The organism is Flagellimonas oceani (assembly GCF_011068285.1).
GTDB classification, from domain to species: Bacteria; Bacteroidota; Bacteroidia; order Flavobacteriales; family Flavobacteriaceae; genus Flagellimonas; species Flagellimonas oceani.
Genome location: NZ_CP049616.1, coordinates 4133353 through 4151192, shown reverse-complemented (window position 1 = coordinate 4151192; position 17840 = coordinate 4133353). Strand labels below are relative to the sequence as shown.

Here is a 17840-nt window from a genome sequence, read left to right as displayed (position 1 = left end):
TTATCGTATTCTTAACAGCTGGGTTGGGATTATTTTGTTAGATTTGGCGCACTAAATTGAAGATCAATGAAAAAGACTGTACTCTTGCTGCTCCTATTAGTGGGCTTTACAGGTATTTCCCAAACAAACGACGCACTCCTAAAACATTACAATGCCTATTACAAAGAAATGCGCCTTCAAGGTGATATTAATGGTGTAATAAGCGCACTGACACACTTAAATGTTATTTCCCCTTCCAAAGAGAGAAGGGACACCTTGGCCTTTGTTTACATGAACAATGGCAAACACATGCAGGCATTGAACACCATAGGCATTGAAAAGAATGCCGATGATTCGGACCTGGCAGTACAGGTAAAGGCCTTTTCCTTAAAGTCTTTGAACCAGCCCAAAAGGGCATTGGAACATTTCGAGGAGTTGAATTCCAGAAATCCTTCCCCCTACTTGGCGTATGAAATGGCCGATCTTAAAATTCAGACGGGTGATATGGCCGGTGCCGTTACAAATATCGAATATGGTATTGCCAATGCCACGGACGAGATGAAATATGCTTTTTATGAGCGACAGCAGCCGTACGAAGTTCCGTTAAAAGCTGCTTTTTACCATTTGAAGGGTTTGGCCGACTTTAACCAAGACAAGGAAAATATTGATGCCGCCATTGCTTCCATTGATGAAGCATTAAAAATAGCCCCTAACTTTAATTTGGCAAGCTTGAGCAAACAAGCTTTGGAATCCAGAAAAAATGAAGCCGCATCGGGCACGAGCAACGAGAACTAACTATTGCTTCTTTTTTAGTTCTTGAAGCAATTCATCGTCTTTCTCCCGCTTAATTTGCACCAGTTCGTCCACATTCTCGTTGGGTACGGCAATTGACAATACATAATGGGCAATTTTCCATTGCCCATTTATTTTTTTAAGCACTCCGGAACCCCTGCAAATCTTCATTTGGGTGTCTAGCAATTCGTCGAACCAAGCAAAGGTTTCGGACTCGTCCAAATAAATGTTGCGTTCCACGGCGGTAAAGCTCCACGCTTTCCCTTTATCAAAATAAGGTTTGGAAAATTCCCTGAACTCATCGTTCTGCCAGTTTTCCATGGCATCGGTTCCCAAGAAGACACCGTCTTTCGTCATTTTATCAAAATATGCCTCGAAATCGGCATTTGCGGCAGCAAGGTGCCAACCATCCAAAACCATATTGATTTTATCTTTTTCCGCATCCTGTGCAAATATGGCAAGGGACGCCATCAAAAATCCGAGTAATATAATGTTACGTTTCATCTAGAATCAATTTTTTGTCCAACTGGCTGTTCATGATTACATTCAACTGCTTTCGCATGGAGTTATAAGCTTCCAAAACTTTAATGGCAGGAGCCGTTGTGGGTTGATTTTCCATAATACTGGCCTTCACTTTGTACAGGAAAGTCCGCATTACCATTTGTCTGCTCTTTATCTGATAGGTATCAAATAGTTCCGGGTATTTTGCTTCGGCCAGTTTTTTCTCCTTTTCTATTAAGTCGTCAATGGCCAGGGCCAAGTCTTCGTTATTGGTCGCCTTGTAAAGTACATCAATACTACTGTTCAAGTCTTTGAACTGCGGCCAATCAGCTACTATGGCAGCAGCTTCGGCATTGATATCAAATTTTTCGGGCATTTTTTGATAGTTGAACTCCAACGCCTCGGTGTTCACCTCAACAGGGGCTTCCTTGGCCTTTTTACAGGCGCCCAGAAGCACTATCAAAACAAGAATACCTAACAATTTTTGCATAAGCGAATGTACAAATTTTAATAAAGGGTATCTTTGCGACTGAACTAAATTAACTTCATTTTTAATGCATAAGCCCATATTGATCATTGGCGCCTGTGGCCAAATTGGAACGGAACTCACCTTTGAACTCAGAACCAAGTACGGTGCTGAGAATGTAATCGCAAGCGATATTCGCGAGGGCGGCGATGCCCTGATGCAATCGGGGCCTTTTGAACTTTTGGACGCGACCAATTATGCCGCTATTGAGGATGTGGTAATGCACTACGAGATTGATGAAGTTTATTTAATGGCGGCCATGCTCAGTGCCACTGCGGAGAAATTTCCCATGCGTGCTTGGAACCTGAACATGAACTCTTTGTTCAATGTGCTCAACTTGGCGAAGGACAAAAAAATATCCAAAGTGTTCTGGCCGTCCAGCATAGCTGTTTTTGGCCCAAACACGCCAAAAAACAACACACCGCAAAACACCATTATGGAACCCAGTACGGTGTATGGCATTAGTAAGCAATCGGGGGAAAGGTGGTGCGAATACTATCACAAAAAATATGGTGTGGATGTTAGAAGTGTGCGCTACCCCGGGCTGATAAGCTGGAAAACGATGCCAGGCGGGGGCACTACCGATTATGCGGTAGAAATTTATCATGAAGCCCTTAAAAAAGGTGCGTATGAGTGCTTTTTGAAGAGTGATACCGAACTTCCCATGATGTATATGGACGATGCCATCAGAGCGACCATTAATTTAATGGAAAGCCCATCGGAGCAAATAAAAGTGAGGTCTTCCTACAATTTGGCCGGCATGAACTTTACTCCTGAACAGATGGCCAAAAGCATAAATGCCCATATTCCAGGTTTTGAAATAAGCTACGCTCCGGATTTTAGACAAGAGATTGCCGATTCCTGGCCCAGTAGCATTGACGATACGGAAGCAAGAAATGAGTGGGGCTGGAAGCCCAAGTTCAACTTGGAACAGACCACAAAAGAAATGCTGGATAATCTGAAAGGTTAACGATTATTCGTCCTCATCGGAGTCGGAGTCATCAGAATCGGAATCATCATCGGAATCGGAAAAGCCTTCCTCTTCATCGGGGATTTTTTCGTAATCCTCCGAATCAAAATTATCGTCCTCGTTATCATCCTCATCGAAATCGGCCATGGTTCGTTCCAGTTTTGAGCTGATCTTTACCAGATATTTGGTGTCCTCGGTAGATACTTCTACGGCCTCTATATATTCTCCTTTTATATTCTTGAAGTTGATAACGTCGTCATCCCCATAGCCATCAGGATATTTTTCCACCAAAAGCTTGAGTACCTCGGAGGTGAGTTTTTTATAGTCTACGATTACGCGTTTGAGGTTGTCCATGGTGTTGCGGGTTACTTATCCTAAGTTATTCAACTATTGTGATTGTATGGAAAAAGTATAAAAAAAATCTTTGCATTTCAAAATTGGGGCGATTTTATCGACCAAATTTGATGTAAAGGTGAAGTTGGCATTAAAAAAAGGGAAACAATACGGAAAAGCAATTGCTAAGATGAATAAAGTCTTTCTACCAATCTTACACCTTATCTCCGAACTTTGCAATAATTATGTATCTTAACCTGATTTAACACAGGACTTAACCTACAAACACAGGACTATGAGTATTCTCAACGACCTGCCAGAACTTGAACGTGCCGGGGTAATCTCCAAGGATACCGCGGCAAAAATCGAATTGTACTATAAAAACAAAAAAGACCCTTCCTCCAATAAGCTTTTTGTTGTTTTTGGCATTTTAGGGGCCATTTTGGTAGGCTTGGGCGTTATTTTAATAATTGCGCATAACTGGGACGAGCTTTCGCGTGGTTTAAAAACGGCCGCTGCTTTTCTTCCATTGTTGATCGGTCAGGCTCTGTGTGTGTTTACCCTGCTCAAAAAGAACCAAAATAAGGCATGGACAGAAGGCACATCGGTTTTTTTGTTCTTTGCCGTTGGCGCCAGCATCGCCTTGATCAGTCAGATTTACAATATTCCCGGAAACTTAAGCTCCTATCTACTTACTTGGATGATCCTGGGATTGCCCCTTGTTTATGTCATGAAGTCTTCTATGGTTTCGTTGCTATACATTGTGGGGACCACCTATTATGCTTGCGAAACCGGTTATTGGGATTACCCTACCACCGAACCCTACAGCTATTGGTTATTGATTGCCGCCATGGTCCCGCATTATTACCTTTTGCTCAAGAACAGTCCAAAAAGCAACTTTGTACGTTTTCATAATTGGTTTATTGCGCTATCCCTTACCGCCGTTCTTGGTGTCTTTTCCAAGCAGATGGACGAACTCATGTTCTTGGCATACTCATCTTTGTTCGGGCTGTTCTATCTTTTTGGAACAAGTAAGTTTCTCTTGGATGAAATCAAAAAAAACGCCTATACCCTGTTGGGAAGTTTGGGCACCGTAATTATCTTATTGATATTAAGTTTTAACGAGTTTTGGGAGCATTTCATAAAAAAAGAAATGTTCCTGAGCGACATTATTGCTTCTCCAGAATTTATCATCACCATCATATTGTCTATACTGGCTATAGTGCTGTTGTATGTAAGGTTAAAATCGTCATCGATTAAAAACCTTCCTCCTTTTGCGGTTGCCTTTTTGGTTTTTATCCCCATATTCTTCATTGGAACCTTTTCGCCAATAGCGGTATTCTTGATAAATCTTATGGTTTTTGCCGTTGGGATACTTACCGTTCGAGCTGGATCAAAACAAGACCATTTGGGCATTCTCAACTATGGACTACTTATAATTGCTGCATTGATCGTATGTCGATTTTTTGATACGGACCTAAGCTTTGTTATCCGCGGACTATTATTTGTATCGGTAGGTGTCGGGTTCTTTTTTGCCAACTATAGAATGATTCGAAAAAGACAGGGAAATGATGAATAAGAAAAATCAACTACTCATTTTTGCCGTGGTGGCATTGGTGCAGCTCTACGTTCCTGCCAAAATGATATGGAACCAAGAAAGTATATTAAAAGACGGTGCCGAATATAAATTCAAGACAGCTCCCATTGACCCAAATGATCCTTTTCGGGGAAAATACATCACTTTGAGTTTTGAAGAAACCAACTATACGGTGCAAGATGAAACGGACTGGCGCCGAGGAGAGGAAGTGTACGTGCTCCTAAAAACGGATACATCCGGATTTGCAGAAATAGACTCCGTTTCCAAACAAATACCTTCGAGCGATCAGGACTTTGTAAAAGCCAAAGTATGGTTTGTGTCCGGAAATGGCGAGAACAATTTAACTATCGACTACCCTTTTAACCGATTTTACATGGAGGAATCCAAGGCCAAAGATGCAGAGATCACTTATCGAGAATCCCAAATGGATACCACAAAAACCACATACGCCCTGATCCAGGTAAAAAATGGTGATGCCGTATTAAAAGATGTGCTGATCGATGGCGTTCCGCTGAAGAAACTCGTTAAAAACGCTCAATTGAAGAATTGACATTAATACCTTCACCAAATGCCATGCCCCTTTTATAAAGAAATCAATTTTTAAGGGCGCTGGGCAAATATCCCATTGTGCGCTTGAACGCATTGGTAAAATGTTGTGGGTTGGAATACCCGACTTCGTGTGCCGCCTGAGCAATCGTCAAACCCCTGTTCACGATCAAATCACTGGCAGTTTCCATCCGTAATTGTGTGATGTACTTGAATATGGTGGTGCCATATGTCCTTTTAAATTCCCTTTTCAGTTTTGATGCATTGAATCCTGCTACGACCGTAAGCTGGGAAATGCACAGGGAGGTATTCAAGTTTGCTTTTATATGATGCTCCACAATGCGTAAACTATTCATGTCCGCATTGGGCATATCTATCTTTGGAACAGGGCTGTGCTTTGCGTTCGCCTGAATCAAAATATCGAGCAACAAGGTGGTAATCCTGGACTGCAAATACGTCTTTTTCAACCTTCCATCAAACGGGCAAGAGATAATCGCTTCCAAAACTCTGCTCAGTTCAGGAGAAATCGGGCAGGGCCGTTTCCAAAAAACGATCGGTTCGCCCTTTTCAACTGCAGTACCGATCTTTTCCAAAACCTGGGCATAGTCTTCCCCTATCAACTTCTTGATCAGGCCCTGCGTAAAAATAATTTCAAGGGTACGCCTTGGGTTACCCTTGTACTCGAGAATACCGTTTGTTCTTGGAAGATAGAACATGTTGTACTCAAATCCCCCAATCTCTAAAAGAGGTTGCTCCCCTCCCTTGGGCGTGTAGCAATAATTCCCCGCAATTTCAAAATGTAGCACAAAAACGGAAAAATTGTTGGAAACCTCAAAACTGTATCCGTTCGGGGCATTAATGTCTTTGTTCACCACAAAAATCCCATCCAACTGGGTTTCCCTAATGGTACCAGAAACACCATCCGCATCGATGTTGATCTTATTTTCGATCAACTCATCGGCCAAAAAGTCCTTCGAGTATTCTTTTTGATAAATACTGTTCCTGAACAAACTACTTTTTAAAACGGATCGCATTACTTCCTTTTGCGTACTTAAAAATTCCTTTTGCGGTACTCAACCAACCACTACTGCTCTAGATTTGCAAATCTAGTTTATTTAGATTAAATCTTAATAAAAATTGTAACCCTTTTTACTATTGGAATGGCCAAATACCTTGTAGTGATTTTCTTTTTGATTGTTGCACCAATACAGGCTCAAAGCACCAAAGAGAGCTCTATTTTTGGTAGAATAACTTCTGTGGATGGCAGCCCATTGTCATACGCCACAGTGGTGATCAAAGGAACAAGAACTGGAACTTTGACCGATGAACAAGGAAATTTCCAAATGAATGTTCCTTATGGCCAATATACCGTTACCGTTACTTTTATCGGTTATGTAAAAACATCCAAGACCGTGGAGACCAGTCCCGGCAACAATAGGGCAAGGCTTGATTTTACCCTAAAGGAAAATACCGAGAATCTGGACGAGGTCACCGTCAACGGCAAATCCAAAAAAACGGTACTGGAAACCGAAGGTTTTGCCGTAAATGCCGTAGAAACCAAGGAAGCCAGCCTACGGAATATACAGGCCAACGAGTTGTTGAACACCACTGTCGGGGTCAAAATACGCCAAAATGGAGGGCTGGGCTCCAACGTGGAATATTCGTTGAACGGTTTATCCGGTAGCGCCGTCCGTATTTTTATTGATGGCATACCCATCTCAACCTACGGGTCTTCGTTCAACCTGAACAGCATCCCTCCTTCCATGATCAAGCGAATCGAAGTGTACAAGGGCGTGGTTCCGGGTCACTTGGCAGATGACGCACTGGGAGGTGCTATCAACATCCAATTGCATCAAGAAGCAAGTACCAATTTTAATGCTTCCGTTTCCTATGGATCATTTAACACATTTCAGGCCAATGTAAATGGAACCTACCGCTTTGATGATTCCGGTTTTACCGTAAAAGCCTCTCTTTTTCATAATTACTCCGACAATGATTACAAAGTTTCGGGCCGAAGTGTCGTCGTAACGGGTATTGGTGGCGTACAGACGCCGATTACCGCCAGACGATTCAACGATGCCTACAGGTCTACCGGAGGAATGGCACAGGTCGGCTTTACCGATGTAAAATGGGCAGACCAATTTTTTGTAGGGGTCACGGGTTCCGATGATTACAAAGAAGTGCAGCATGGGGCCTTTATGACCATTACGCCCTATAAAGACAGGTTTTTGGAATCCGATGCCCTGTTGGGCAACCTCACGTATCAAAAAACCGATTTGTTCACCAAAGGTCTGGACCTGAATGTACATGGTTTATACGGAAAACGGAACCGGGCCGTGAACGATACCGTGCCATGGGCCTATAGCTGGAACGGGGAACGGGCCATTGATTTTAGGGGAGATGAATACCAATATTCGTGGGGGTCACAGCAAGAAGGAGGTCCTACCTTGGCAAAGATCAAACGAAATGTGGCATCCATACGTTCCGGGCTGTCCTACTCCATCAACAACAACCACAAATTTTTGTTTAACCACGTTTTCAGTAGTATAGACCGGGAAGATAGCGACGAACTACGGTCCGTCTTGGAAAACACATTTACGGGAACCCGCGACCTGCGCAAGAACATTTTTTCCTTGACCTATGAATTATCCGCCTTTAAAAACCGTTTGAAGACCAGCCTGTTCGGCAAGCACTATCAGCAAAAAACAATCAGTGTGGATCCCGCGATTGAAACCGATGCGAACGGAAACAATCAGGTTGTGGACGAGGTGGTGAGCAGCAACAAAGATTACGATGGGTACGGTTTTGCTTTGTCCTATGCAATTTTGCCAAACATCACACTTTTGACATCGGCAGAGAAAGCCGTTCGCCTTCCCAACGAAACGGAAATTTTTGGTAACGACGGGGACAACGTAGTGGCCAATGCAAGCATTAACCCAGAGCAGAGCAATAATTACAATCTAGGGTTCCGCCTTGGAACGTTCTCCTTTAAAAAGCACGATTTTAGTGTTTCGACGAACTTTTTCACAAGAAACATTAAGGATAGGATCGGTTTGCCCATTGAAACATCCCTTAATGTGGACGACGAACTCATTCTTTATGTAAATCAGGGGAGCGGTACCTCAAAAGGTTTTGATGCCCAATTTGATTATACCTACGACAATAATTTTGGGGTCAACTTCAATATTTCCCGTTTTGATTTGACCGTTGAAAACAGAGGAGTGGAAATCGATGTGCCCAACACGCCGTTCTTCACCATGAACGCAAGTGCCAGATACTCGTTCAAAGATTTGATACAAAAAAATTCCAGATTGAACCTCTTCTATACCATGTATTTCACCGGAGAGTTTTCATACTTGGTTCCGCAGGGCTCCAACACCGTGGGAGATGACTTTTTTAAAGTCCCGGAGCAATTGGCCCAGGACATTGGTCTTAGTTACACCTTTCCCAACAACAAGTTCATAATGAGCTTTGATGTGAAGAACATATTCGACAAACCTGTCTATGATAATCTATCGGTACAAAAGCCGGGAAGGGCTTTCTATCTAAAATTAAACTACATAATCAATTCTATTTAATTACTTAAATATCATTTAAAATGAAACGTAACTTTTTGAATATTAAATTTTTCGCCTCTATCCTTATGGTAGTAGCACTTATTTCCTCTTGTAGTAGCGACGACAATGGGGGCACCCCCCCTCCCACCGATGGTGATGGTGATGGAGACGGTGAACCCGTGGAAGATACAAGATGGATCACCGTGGCCGCGGCCCGAATGGGAGAAAATCCGGGAGACGGCAATGGCGGTACATTGATCTATGCCATTAGCAGTGAAGATGCCAAAGACCCTACCGTATCCGTGGAACCTTTTGATAATGGTTTTATAGTTCCATCGAACAGAACGGCCAGATTGCAAGCCTCAGAGGATGGCAACACAATCTTCAACATCAGCTATGCTGGGGACACCGGCGGAAATTACACCAAGTATACCGTTGATGGCGGACAGGACTTTACCCAAACAGGAACCGAGATCAGCATTGCACCATACGTAGGCTCTGCCCCTAGATGGATCAAGTTGTTCGATGGGGATAAAACGGGGTCGGCCGTGTATGTTTCCACAGAAAATCAATTCGATGAAAACGACAATTACCTACGCACCGAGGCCACAATGGGAGTTTTGACCTTGGACTTGGAAAATTCACAGATCAACGAATTTCAAGAGCACAGCATCGCTTTAAGTGCCGAAGAAGAGGCCAACGGTTACTACATTTCCAGAATCGATATGCCCGTACTGAACGAAGCGGGGGACAAACTATATATCGGAGCCCGTTTGAGCAAGGTAGATCCTGAAACCGCAGAAAGGGATAGCGATTACGAAATTTTGGGCTCCAAGACCATAGTATTGGACTATCCATCACTGTTGAACCCATCTGTAATCACTTCCACAGTCGGGCACGGAAATACCAACGGTTACCGAAGCATCAATGCCTTCTTGTACAACGGAAGTGTTTATCAGGCCAACCAAGGAGACCCCGAAGGTTCCCACATCCTAAAAATAGATGCCGACAACGAATACGACGACACCTACGATTTTAATCTTGACGAAGCGTTGGGCGTGGAAGGAGCATATATCCTTGCCTGGAGACCAGCGGCCAATGGAAAAGCTGTTTTGGCCTACCGTCATAATGGCTCGGCCGAAGGAGTTGCAGGGGCGCAGGGATTCTTTGCATTAGTGGATTTGGAAGCGCAGACCGCTCAGCAAATCACCGAAATTCCTTATGACCCTGATTTTTACCTCTTCCAATACCAAGGTTTTGCCGTTGATGGTACAGAAATCTATGTAACCCAAGCTCCTGTTGGGGAAAACGGAAACATTTACGTAATCGACACGGAAACCGGGGACGTGACCAAAGGTGCTGAATTAATCAATGTGGAAGGAAGCCACTTTATCGGAACTTTTTAATGCCTTCCATGAATTTATGATTGTAAAAATCCGCGTGAACAACATTTCTCGCGGATTTCTTACCTTCGTATTAAGACTAATTTAAAATAGTGAATCAAGAAAATATAGTTCACTCAAAAGAACCCAACAAAAATGAAGGCAAAAACGATAAAATCAGTTCTTTTCGGTATTATTACCGTGCTTACCACCGCCGTTACAACGGCTCAGGGTGGTTCTGAAAATCCATTTATGGACAGGGATTACTGGGCCTCACAACCCAGCCTTGCCGATATTGATGCCAAGATTGCCGAAGGATATTCCATTACCGAAGCCAACAGAGGTGGGTTCGACCCAACGACCTTCGCCATTTTCGGAGGCAACCCTGTGGCAACCATAAATCATCTTATAGAAAAAGGAAACGATGTGAACAAACGCACGCACGACTCAAGAACCTATATTTTTTGGGCAGCCTCCCGAGGAGATCTTGAAGTGATGCAATACTTGGTCGAAAAAGGTGCCAAAACGGACCTAAAAGACTCCCACGGGTACTCTTTGACGCAATTTACCGCAGCTACGGGCCAAACCGACCCTAAAATCTATGATTTTCTTATTAAAAACGGAGCAGACCTAAAAAACGAAAAAGACCACGATGGCCGAAATGTACTTTTGGTGGCAGCTCCAAGAGTTAAAGATTTGGACCTTATCGACTATTTCGTGAGCAAAGGGCTAAATCTTAACACAACGGACGGCCACGGAAATGGAATCTTTAACATAGCGGCACAAGGTGGAAATATTGATGTCCTCAAAGCGTTGGCGGACCGAGGCGTTTCCACTGAAAAAAACCCGAAAACCAACGAAAATGCCATTCTTTTTGCCAGCAGGGGCGGAAGAGGGAGCAGCAACGGTCTGGAAGTTTTTGAATACTTGGAAGGATTGGGGCTGGATGCCAATATTACATCAACAGATGGAACCACGCCATTGCACAACATTTCACGTTCTTCTGATCATCTGGCCATCTACGATTACTTTATTGGTAAGGGGGTTGACCCCAACGCTGCCGACAAAGATGGTAACACACCATTGTTGAACGCAGCCACACGAAATAAACTGGAGGTAGTGAAGTATTTGGCCGAAAAAACAAAGAATATCAACCATACCAACAAGGAAGGCCATTCTGCCTTGGCCCTTGCCCTTCAGAACAACAGCGGAGAGGTAGTAAATTACTTGATTTCCCAAGGGGCCAAGACCGATGTTTTGGACAAGGACGGAAACAATTTGGCCTACTACCTTTTCGCCACCCGTGGCAATCCCCGTGATTTTGATGAAAAAGTGGCCGCATTGCGCAAAAAAGGCTTTGATTTTAAGCAAACCCAACCGGACAAGAGTACCGTTTGGCATTTGGCCGTTGCCAAAAACGATTTGGGACTCCTTAAAAGTGTTTCAGCTTTTGGAGCGGACATCAACGCAAAGGATAGCCAAGGAAACACGGTTCTGCACTACGCCGCAATGAAATCCAATAATGCCGACATGCTTAAGTACTTGATTGCTAACGGAGCAGATACCAAATCCATGACCGAATTTGGTGAAACACCTTATGATCTAGCGGTAGAAAATGAGTTATTAAAGCAAAACAACGTCAATTTAGATTTTTTGAATTAACTAGGGACAAATGAAGAAAATTATATCTAAAACATTATCCGTTCTTACTCTGGCCCTAATGGTTTTTGGTTCATCTGCTTTTGAACAGGCACCATCACCCGTATCGTATAAATGTATGATACAAATGGCCAACTATTCCGGTGAAAGGGCATACGTGGTCGTCTCCTTAATAGATGGCGATGGCTCCTATGTCAAAACCCTTTATATGCAGGGGGATGACCCCGAATGGTTTCCCGACCTTAAAGAATGGTGGGGCTTCAGCCATGGTACAAACGAAAAGATCGATGCCATTACAGGGGCAACCGTTGGAAATGGTGAAAGAAACCTAATCACTTTGACCGTGGATTCATCGGTAATCGACAAGGGTTACAAGATACGGTTCGAATCCGCCGTGGAAAACCAAGAATATTATACCGTTGATTCCGAGATAGACCTTAGTTCCTCTTCCATTCCAGGAAAGGCCGAAGGAAAAGGATATATACGCTATATACGAATAGCTCCAAATTGATCATACTATGGAACATAAAAAAAATCCCCGGTTATCGCCGGGGTTTTTTTTTGAGGTCCAATAAGAAGATTGTATCTATCCTGTGAATGGGAAAAAAGGAATAAATCTTAAAAAAGTAGCCCCGGCATGAATCAACGTTTTCCATGGACTCCAATTTTTATTGGGGTTTTCACTTTTTTCAAAATGTTGACGGTTTGTGAACTCTTAAAGTCAATTTGACTTTCGTCATTTAAAATATAACCAAACCGTTGTAAATGATTTAATTATAAATCAAAGTCTATCGTTTATTTGAACTTATTCTTCTTTTTTGATTATTTCAATAGCTTTTTCCAGCAGTTCATCCTTGCCTTGCCTGATTCCTAAAATGGTCGGTTTGACTTCTATGTCCGGAACAATACCAACTCTTTGCGTCTCTTCTCCATTTGGGTAATATACCCCAATTCCTGAAATCATGGTTCTCATTCCGCCAGGCAAATATAGCGGGGAAACGTTACCATCAGCTCCTGCCGTTGTACTGCCAATTATGGTGGTATTGTCTCCTGCCCTAAAAGCCATAGAAGTATATTCAGCTTGACTTTGTGTAAGTTCATTGACCAGAACCACTAATTTTCCTTGGTATGTATCTCCTTTACTCGGAATTTTCAACTCTTTTTCAAAAGTAAATTCACCAGGATTGTCTACGGACCCGTGGGTAAACTTTACAAAAGGCGTAGCGGAAGAGACAAAATAACTTCCTAATACAAATGGGACAAACTTTGAAGGATAATTTCTGATGTCCATGATTATACCTTTTGTGTCTCTGAATTGCTTCTTAATTTCGGATATATCTTCATCCTTAATGGTTTGTAAGGTCACATAGCCAATATTGTTATCCAGCAATTTAAAAGATTTTCTATCATCTCTTCTATACCATCGGTATATGTCAAGGCTATCTTTTGGGTATAGTTTTAATGACTTGATCTTTACTTTATTTTCCCCTAATTGTACCTTTATTTCAATTTCATCGGAATTCGAGCGCAAAAGGTCCATTGAGATATCCCTAAGCATTGTAGGATAGTTGGAAGCCGGATAATATTTAGCTTTCTCTTCCACTATTTCGGCCACGGGTATGTCATTGATCTCGGTGATTACGTCTCCTATTTCCAATCCAACCTTACCTCTATGTTCCTCATTATAAAAATCCGTTACTACTAATTGATTTTCAATGAAGCGAGTATGAACTGGGGGATAATTTGACCCCTTCCAAGCATTTAGCTTGCCTGCACCTTCCCATATATTGGCATGTGTATCTTGAACATCCCCAATAAGCTGGATGGCCGCCATTTCATATTCGAGTTCGTTTTTGGCATTTAGAAAGATTGGAATGTATTCACCGAGTACCGTGTTCCAATCCTTATCGGTAAGATGCCTGTATGGAAAAAAATAATGAATCATGTTCCAAAATCTATATAGCGCAAGCAATCTGTATCCATCATCGGGAAAAGGCATGAGATAGTATGCCTCTTCATTTTTAAATATTGGATTACGAACGCCAGGTGCCATCCCTATGTAATAATGCTTTCCCTGGGAACGGCTATTGTAGACATCCAGTAACTTTTCTTTGAGTTGAGCATCTTGATCCTCAATCCAATTATGATCAGGGCGAATCACCGCGTCTTCACTGGTGGGTTCACATTTGGAACAATCTTTCAAATCACCCAAGGAATCAATCCATTCAATTAATAAAGTATTTCTCTCTACCTCGCTTTTGGTTAGAATATATTTTGGCAAAAACCGAAAGAGTTCATAGTCCCAATTATAATTTCCCGCGGCTATTTCTGGATGATGATATTTGAGAAACCCCCAAACTCTGCCCAACAAGGCCAAGTTTTGGATGTCTTTGGAGGATATATCGGACAACTCGATCGATGATCCTGAATCAAACTCCTTATCCAATTGTGCCTTGGTCGGTTTTCTTTTGGCTTGTTTAAGGGTTTGTACATTTTGACCATCTATAGTCACTGTAAAGTCATCAAACCAGGCCTCACCTCTACCTACCAGTATACCAGCAACATAAATCATTTCAGCACCTTCAGGATAATTGAGGTTTATTGTATATTTTTTCCAGTCGTTGGTTCCCGTTATATTTTGATTTTGCATATTATCAAATTCCAAGTAAGAACCGCCGCCATCTATTCTCATCAGCAAGCCTGCAAAACCGTTTTGGACGTCCTTGGTTCGCATATAACCTTCAAGCTTTATGCTTTTGCCTTCATATTTAGCAGGTATTATGTATGCAATACTTCCAAAGTTACCGCCTTCAAGAGATGTAATTTTTCCTGCCTTCTTTCCCGAATACGCCAGGGTATCTATGGATAATTTATAGTCGCCCCATTGGAACCAATCTTCCGCAAGGTCGGCACCTTCATTATGTTGTTCAAAATCCAAATTAAACTTTTGATTATTCTGACCATGGCAACTTATAGTGACCAGAAGAATTGAAAGTGAAAATAGTAGCTGTTTCATTTATGGTTTTTTAGTGTTTAGGTGTAGAAAAGATTTCCATTTTAAATGCTATTGGATACTGTTGGGGGAGATTGCCACTTGATATGTAGCACTTTAAAAATAGAAAAATCCGAATAGGATTGAGAAAGGTTAACAGCAATTTAAGGGATGACCATGTGTGAATGGTTGTTTTTAACGCACCACTTTAAGTACATCCATGCCGCTCCAATGATTAGCATAAGTGAACCTGAAATATTGGGGTAATTATTTAAGAATCCAACAATTGATTAAAATTTAATTTTGTTCACTGGCAATCGTTTATTTGAACTTGGGTCAACCTAGTTCTTTAATTGTACAACTATTTATTTTCCTCTTTTTTAGGTCTTTTAATCCCATAATCGAATGAATTATCAACAATCCGTTTTATGGTCGCAATTTGCCCGCAATGCCACATCGTATGCTTAATATTCCAGTCAATAGCATCAAATTTAGTTTTGGCTACCGGGTGTGGAACTTTAGTTGGTTCAACAGCATTCTGTAAATCATTTTCTGATAAGGAACTAATTACTGCCAAAGATTTTTCCTGCATAAGTTTTAAATGCTCCAATAACTGATTGGAATCCGTTTTTCCAACCATATCACTTGCAAAAGTATTATAGTTACAGATTTCGGTATATAGACGTAAATCAAGGTTTTCAATCAATTCGGAAATGTGTCCTACCGTCGTCATTATCGTATGGTAATAAATACTGATTATTTGATGCCCGACCTGCCAGCTTACATTTGACTCAATTCCATCGGCCATGATATCCCATTTGTCCATTGGAACAGAAACAATCAATTTGTTTGTCCACTCAAATGCATTTTCAGTTTGTTTGATAAGGGTTTGAAGTTCAGTCATTTTGCTTACTCTTAAGCTGTGCACTAAAATGCATATATTATACTAAATTAGAATCTAATCATTGGAGTGGATATCGTTTATTTGGACTTTTTCAGGATAAAGGGCAATTGTTTTTCAAAATATGCGGTACATTTTTATTCTTGTTTTAATTGCATCAACATTTTCCTTCCATTTTCATTTTTCGGATTCAATTCTATAGATTTTTCATACATTTTGATTGCTTCTTCTTTTCGATTTGATTTCATTAAAGCTTCACCATAACTATCGTATGCATTGAAACTATCCGGAAATAAGATTGTAGTTAATTTGAAAACTTCTAAAGCCTTATCCAATTCTTCATTTCCCAAAAATGAATATCCCAATGCATTCAAATCCTGTTCTGAACGATTATTCTCCTTAGCTTCAATTGACAATTCCATGGCATTGTCGAGGGCCTTTTGTAAAAGTTCATCTTGTTGTTCATTGTCCAATGTTCTTGAGTAAGCTTTGATAATAGCATTGATTATTAATCCCGGGTTATCTTGGAATACAGCATGACCACTTCCTTTGGCAACAATGTTGGTTACATTGTCCTTATGGTCACCAAGTTCCTCGTGAAGTTTTCTCCACCTCTTTGAAAGTACCTCGGGAAAACCTGGGAAGGAATTTTCAGGGAAAATATTCAAAATAGGTATATTCTCCTGAAAATCAAGGTTTCTTACGTATCGCATTGTTTCATTGAAATTCACATTTAAATAGTAGTCTCCCGAAGGCTTAGGTATGGAGTTAATATCTACATTTTGATCTCTCATGGCAAGGAATTCCTCATTCCAAAAATCAGGGGGAGTTGCATCAATCAAAACGACCGATTTGACTTTTTCAGGATGCTTATTAGTGTACAACAGATTATACAACCCACCGTAGGAATGGGAAACAAGAATAATTTCATTGTTAAAACCCAGTCTTGAGAGACCTGTATCGAGTTCTTTTATTCCATTTAAAATTCCAAAATCCGAATCCTTTTTTAGATTAGGGTTTAATTCACTGTTTCCAAACCCAGACCGGTCATAGGTGATTAATGTTGTACCCGTAACTTTATATATTTTGCCTAATACATCGTTCCAAACGGAACCATCATTTCCCCCTCCAGCTTCAAAAAGAATAGGAGTTCCCGTTCCTTTCAGTATGTTGAAATGCATTTTATAACCGCCAATGTCCACAAGTGTATCCAGGGCTTGTGAATACATTGAGATAGATGAAAAGAAAATTATCGAGAATTTTAAAAAGAAATGTCGCATTTGGTCTTTAGATTGGATTATGGTTTAGTGCTTATAAAGCTTTAAAGTACATATATTATTGCAAATCAAATAATTGTTAACTGTTGATTTTCTTCTTGTGCTTTTTGCAATAGGCTTTACCCAAAGCTTGTTTCTTGTCCCAAAACAGATTTCCACATTCAATACACTTTCTTCTGCCTTGGTACGCCAAATATTTATAGAGGGTCTTTTTAGAACCAACATCAATGAGTTTCATTATCTCCTCAATGCTCAACTTGTTGTCCCTGTAGTATCGTTCGGCCAACATAGCTTTGTTCAATGCCTGTTTACTGAGACCAGGCTTACGACCAATTTTCAATCCTCGTCTTCTTGAGCTTTCCATTCCTGCCCGTGTACGTTCAATGATGATGTCCCTTTCCAATTGGGCAACAGATGCAAAAAGGTTAAAGATGAACCTTCCATGAGGGGATGTGGTATCAATAAAACTTTCCTGAATGCTCTTGAAATGGATGCCCTTGCGCTCAAAATCCTCGATGAGTTTGGTCAAGTGAGAAAGGCTTCTGGCGATTCGGTCTAGTTTCCAGACTACAAGTGTATCGCCTTCACGTAAAATGGATAAAAGTTCATCGAGTCCCTTTCGTTCAGCTATTGCCCCTGATGAAATATCGGCATAGATGTTCTTGGGTTTGATACCTTCCTTGAGAAAGGCATCCACCTGCAAATCGTGTTTCTGTGATTTTGTGCTCACTCTTGCATAACCAAACTTCATCTTAGGGGTAAAAAAGGGTATATAAGGTAAACTATTTAAGTGTACGGAAAAAGTAAACTCTTTAAAATCAGTAAACT

Annotated in this window: 16 protein-coding genes; 8 read left to right on the top strand and 8 right to left on the bottom strand. The window is 41.3% G+C overall.

Features of this window, described 5'->3' with window-relative positions:
• Positions 1-66: 66 nt before the first annotated feature.
• Positions 67-774 carry a hypothetical protein gene (locus GVT53_RS18805; protein WP_166250016.1) on the top strand — a complete coding sequence of 236 codons (708 nt, stop codon included), beginning with the start codon at positions 67-69 and terminating at the stop codon, positions 772-774.
• On the opposite strand, the gene GVT53_RS18800 is transcribed toward GVT53_RS18805, so the two are convergent.
• Positions 775-1275 (bottom strand): nuclear transport factor 2 family protein, encoded by a 501-nt coding sequence (locus GVT53_RS18800; protein WP_166250015.1) that lies wholly within the window; start codon positions 1273-1275, stop codon positions 775-777.
• Positions 1265-1762, bottom strand: a complete 498-nt coding sequence (locus tag GVT53_RS18795; RefSeq protein ID WP_166250014.1) for a hypothetical protein — start codon at positions 1760-1762, stop codon at positions 1265-1267. The genes GVT53_RS18800 and GVT53_RS18795 overlap by 11 nt, the downstream gene beginning before the upstream one ends.
• A 64-nt stretch (positions 1763-1826) precedes the next feature.
• Here GVT53_RS18795 and GVT53_RS18790 point away from each other — a divergent pair, with 64 nt between their 5' ends.
• The gene (locus GVT53_RS18790) at positions 1827-2768 is read left to right on the top strand and encodes an NAD-dependent epimerase/dehydratase family protein (protein WP_166250013.1); all 942 of its coding nucleotides are present in this window, start codon (positions 1827-1829) and stop codon (positions 2766-2768) included.
• Positions 2769-2771: 3 nt separating this feature from the next.
• Here GVT53_RS18790 and GVT53_RS18785 read toward each other — a convergent pair whose 3' ends face one another.
• Positions 2772-3122 carry a hypothetical protein gene (locus GVT53_RS18785; protein ID WP_166250012.1) on the bottom strand — a complete coding sequence of 117 codons (351 nt, stop codon included), beginning with the start codon at positions 3120-3122 and terminating at the stop codon, positions 2772-2774.
• 274 nt (positions 3123-3396) lie between these two features.
• Between GVT53_RS18785 and GVT53_RS18780 the strand changes: the two genes are divergently transcribed.
• Positions 3397-4680 (top strand): DUF2157 domain-containing protein, encoded by a 1284-nt coding sequence (locus tag GVT53_RS18780; protein WP_166250011.1) that lies wholly within the window; start codon positions 3397-3399, stop codon positions 4678-4680.
• Complete coding sequence (locus GVT53_RS18775) at positions 4670-5248, top strand: GDYXXLXY domain-containing protein (RefSeq protein WP_166250010.1); 579 nt, start codon at positions 4670-4672, stop codon at positions 5246-5248. Before GVT53_RS18780 ends, GVT53_RS18775 begins: the two co-directional genes overlap by 11 nt.
• Positions 5249-5291: 43 nt before the next feature.
• Here the strand turns inward: GVT53_RS18775 and GVT53_RS18770 are convergent, their stop codons facing one another.
• Positions 5292-6278 (bottom strand): helix-turn-helix domain-containing protein, encoded by a 987-nt coding sequence (locus GVT53_RS18770; protein WP_166250009.1) that lies wholly within the window; start codon positions 6276-6278, stop codon positions 5292-5294.
• A 126-nt stretch (positions 6279-6404) separates the two neighbouring features.
• On the opposite strand from GVT53_RS18770, the gene GVT53_RS18765 reads away from it, so the two are divergent.
• From GVT53_RS18765 to GVT53_RS18750, 4 genes are all read left to right on the top strand, one after another.
• On the top strand, positions 6405-8822 hold the full coding sequence (locus GVT53_RS18765; RefSeq protein WP_166250008.1) for a TonB-dependent receptor: 2418 nt from the start codon (positions 6405-6407) through the stop codon (positions 8820-8822).
• Positions 8823-8842: 20 nt separating this feature from the next.
• Complete coding sequence (locus GVT53_RS18760; protein ID WP_166250007.1) at positions 8843-10207, top strand: hypothetical protein; 1365 nt, start codon at positions 8843-8845, stop codon at positions 10205-10207.
• A gap of 132 nt (positions 10208-10339) precedes the next feature.
• Complete coding sequence (locus GVT53_RS18755; protein ID WP_166250006.1) at positions 10340-11845, top strand: ankyrin repeat domain-containing protein; 1506 nt, start codon at positions 10340-10342, stop codon at positions 11843-11845.
• A gap of 10 nt (positions 11846-11855) precedes the next feature.
• A complete protein-coding gene (locus tag GVT53_RS18750) occupies positions 11856-12353 on the top strand; it encodes a DUF2271 domain-containing protein (RefSeq protein WP_166250005.1) in 498 nt (165 codons plus the stop codon).
• A gap of 294 nt (positions 12354-12647) precedes the next feature.
• Here GVT53_RS18750 and GVT53_RS18745 read toward each other — a convergent pair whose 3' ends face one another.
• The 4 genes from GVT53_RS18745 to GVT53_RS18730 form a co-directional block, all read right to left on the bottom strand.
• Positions 12648-14858 carry a S41 family peptidase gene (locus tag GVT53_RS18745; protein ID WP_166250004.1) on the bottom strand — a complete coding sequence of 737 codons (2211 nt, stop codon included), beginning with the start codon at positions 14856-14858 and terminating at the stop codon, positions 12648-12650.
• 337 nt (positions 14859-15195) lie between these two features.
• On the bottom strand, positions 15196-15738 hold the full coding sequence (locus GVT53_RS18740; RefSeq protein WP_166250003.1) for a DinB family protein: 543 nt from the start codon (positions 15736-15738) through the stop codon (positions 15196-15198).
• A gap of 134 nt (positions 15739-15872) precedes the next feature.
• Positions 15873-16964: an alpha/beta fold hydrolase gene (locus GVT53_RS18735; protein WP_205791765.1), complete on the bottom strand. Its 1092-nt coding sequence runs from the start codon at positions 16962-16964 to the stop codon at positions 15873-15875.
• 127 nt (positions 16965-17091) lie between these two features.
• Positions 17092-17763: a recombinase family protein gene (locus GVT53_RS18730; RefSeq protein ID WP_166250001.1), complete on the bottom strand. Its 672-nt coding sequence runs from the start codon at positions 17761-17763 to the stop codon at positions 17092-17094.
• Positions 17764-17840 lie beyond the last annotated feature (77 nt).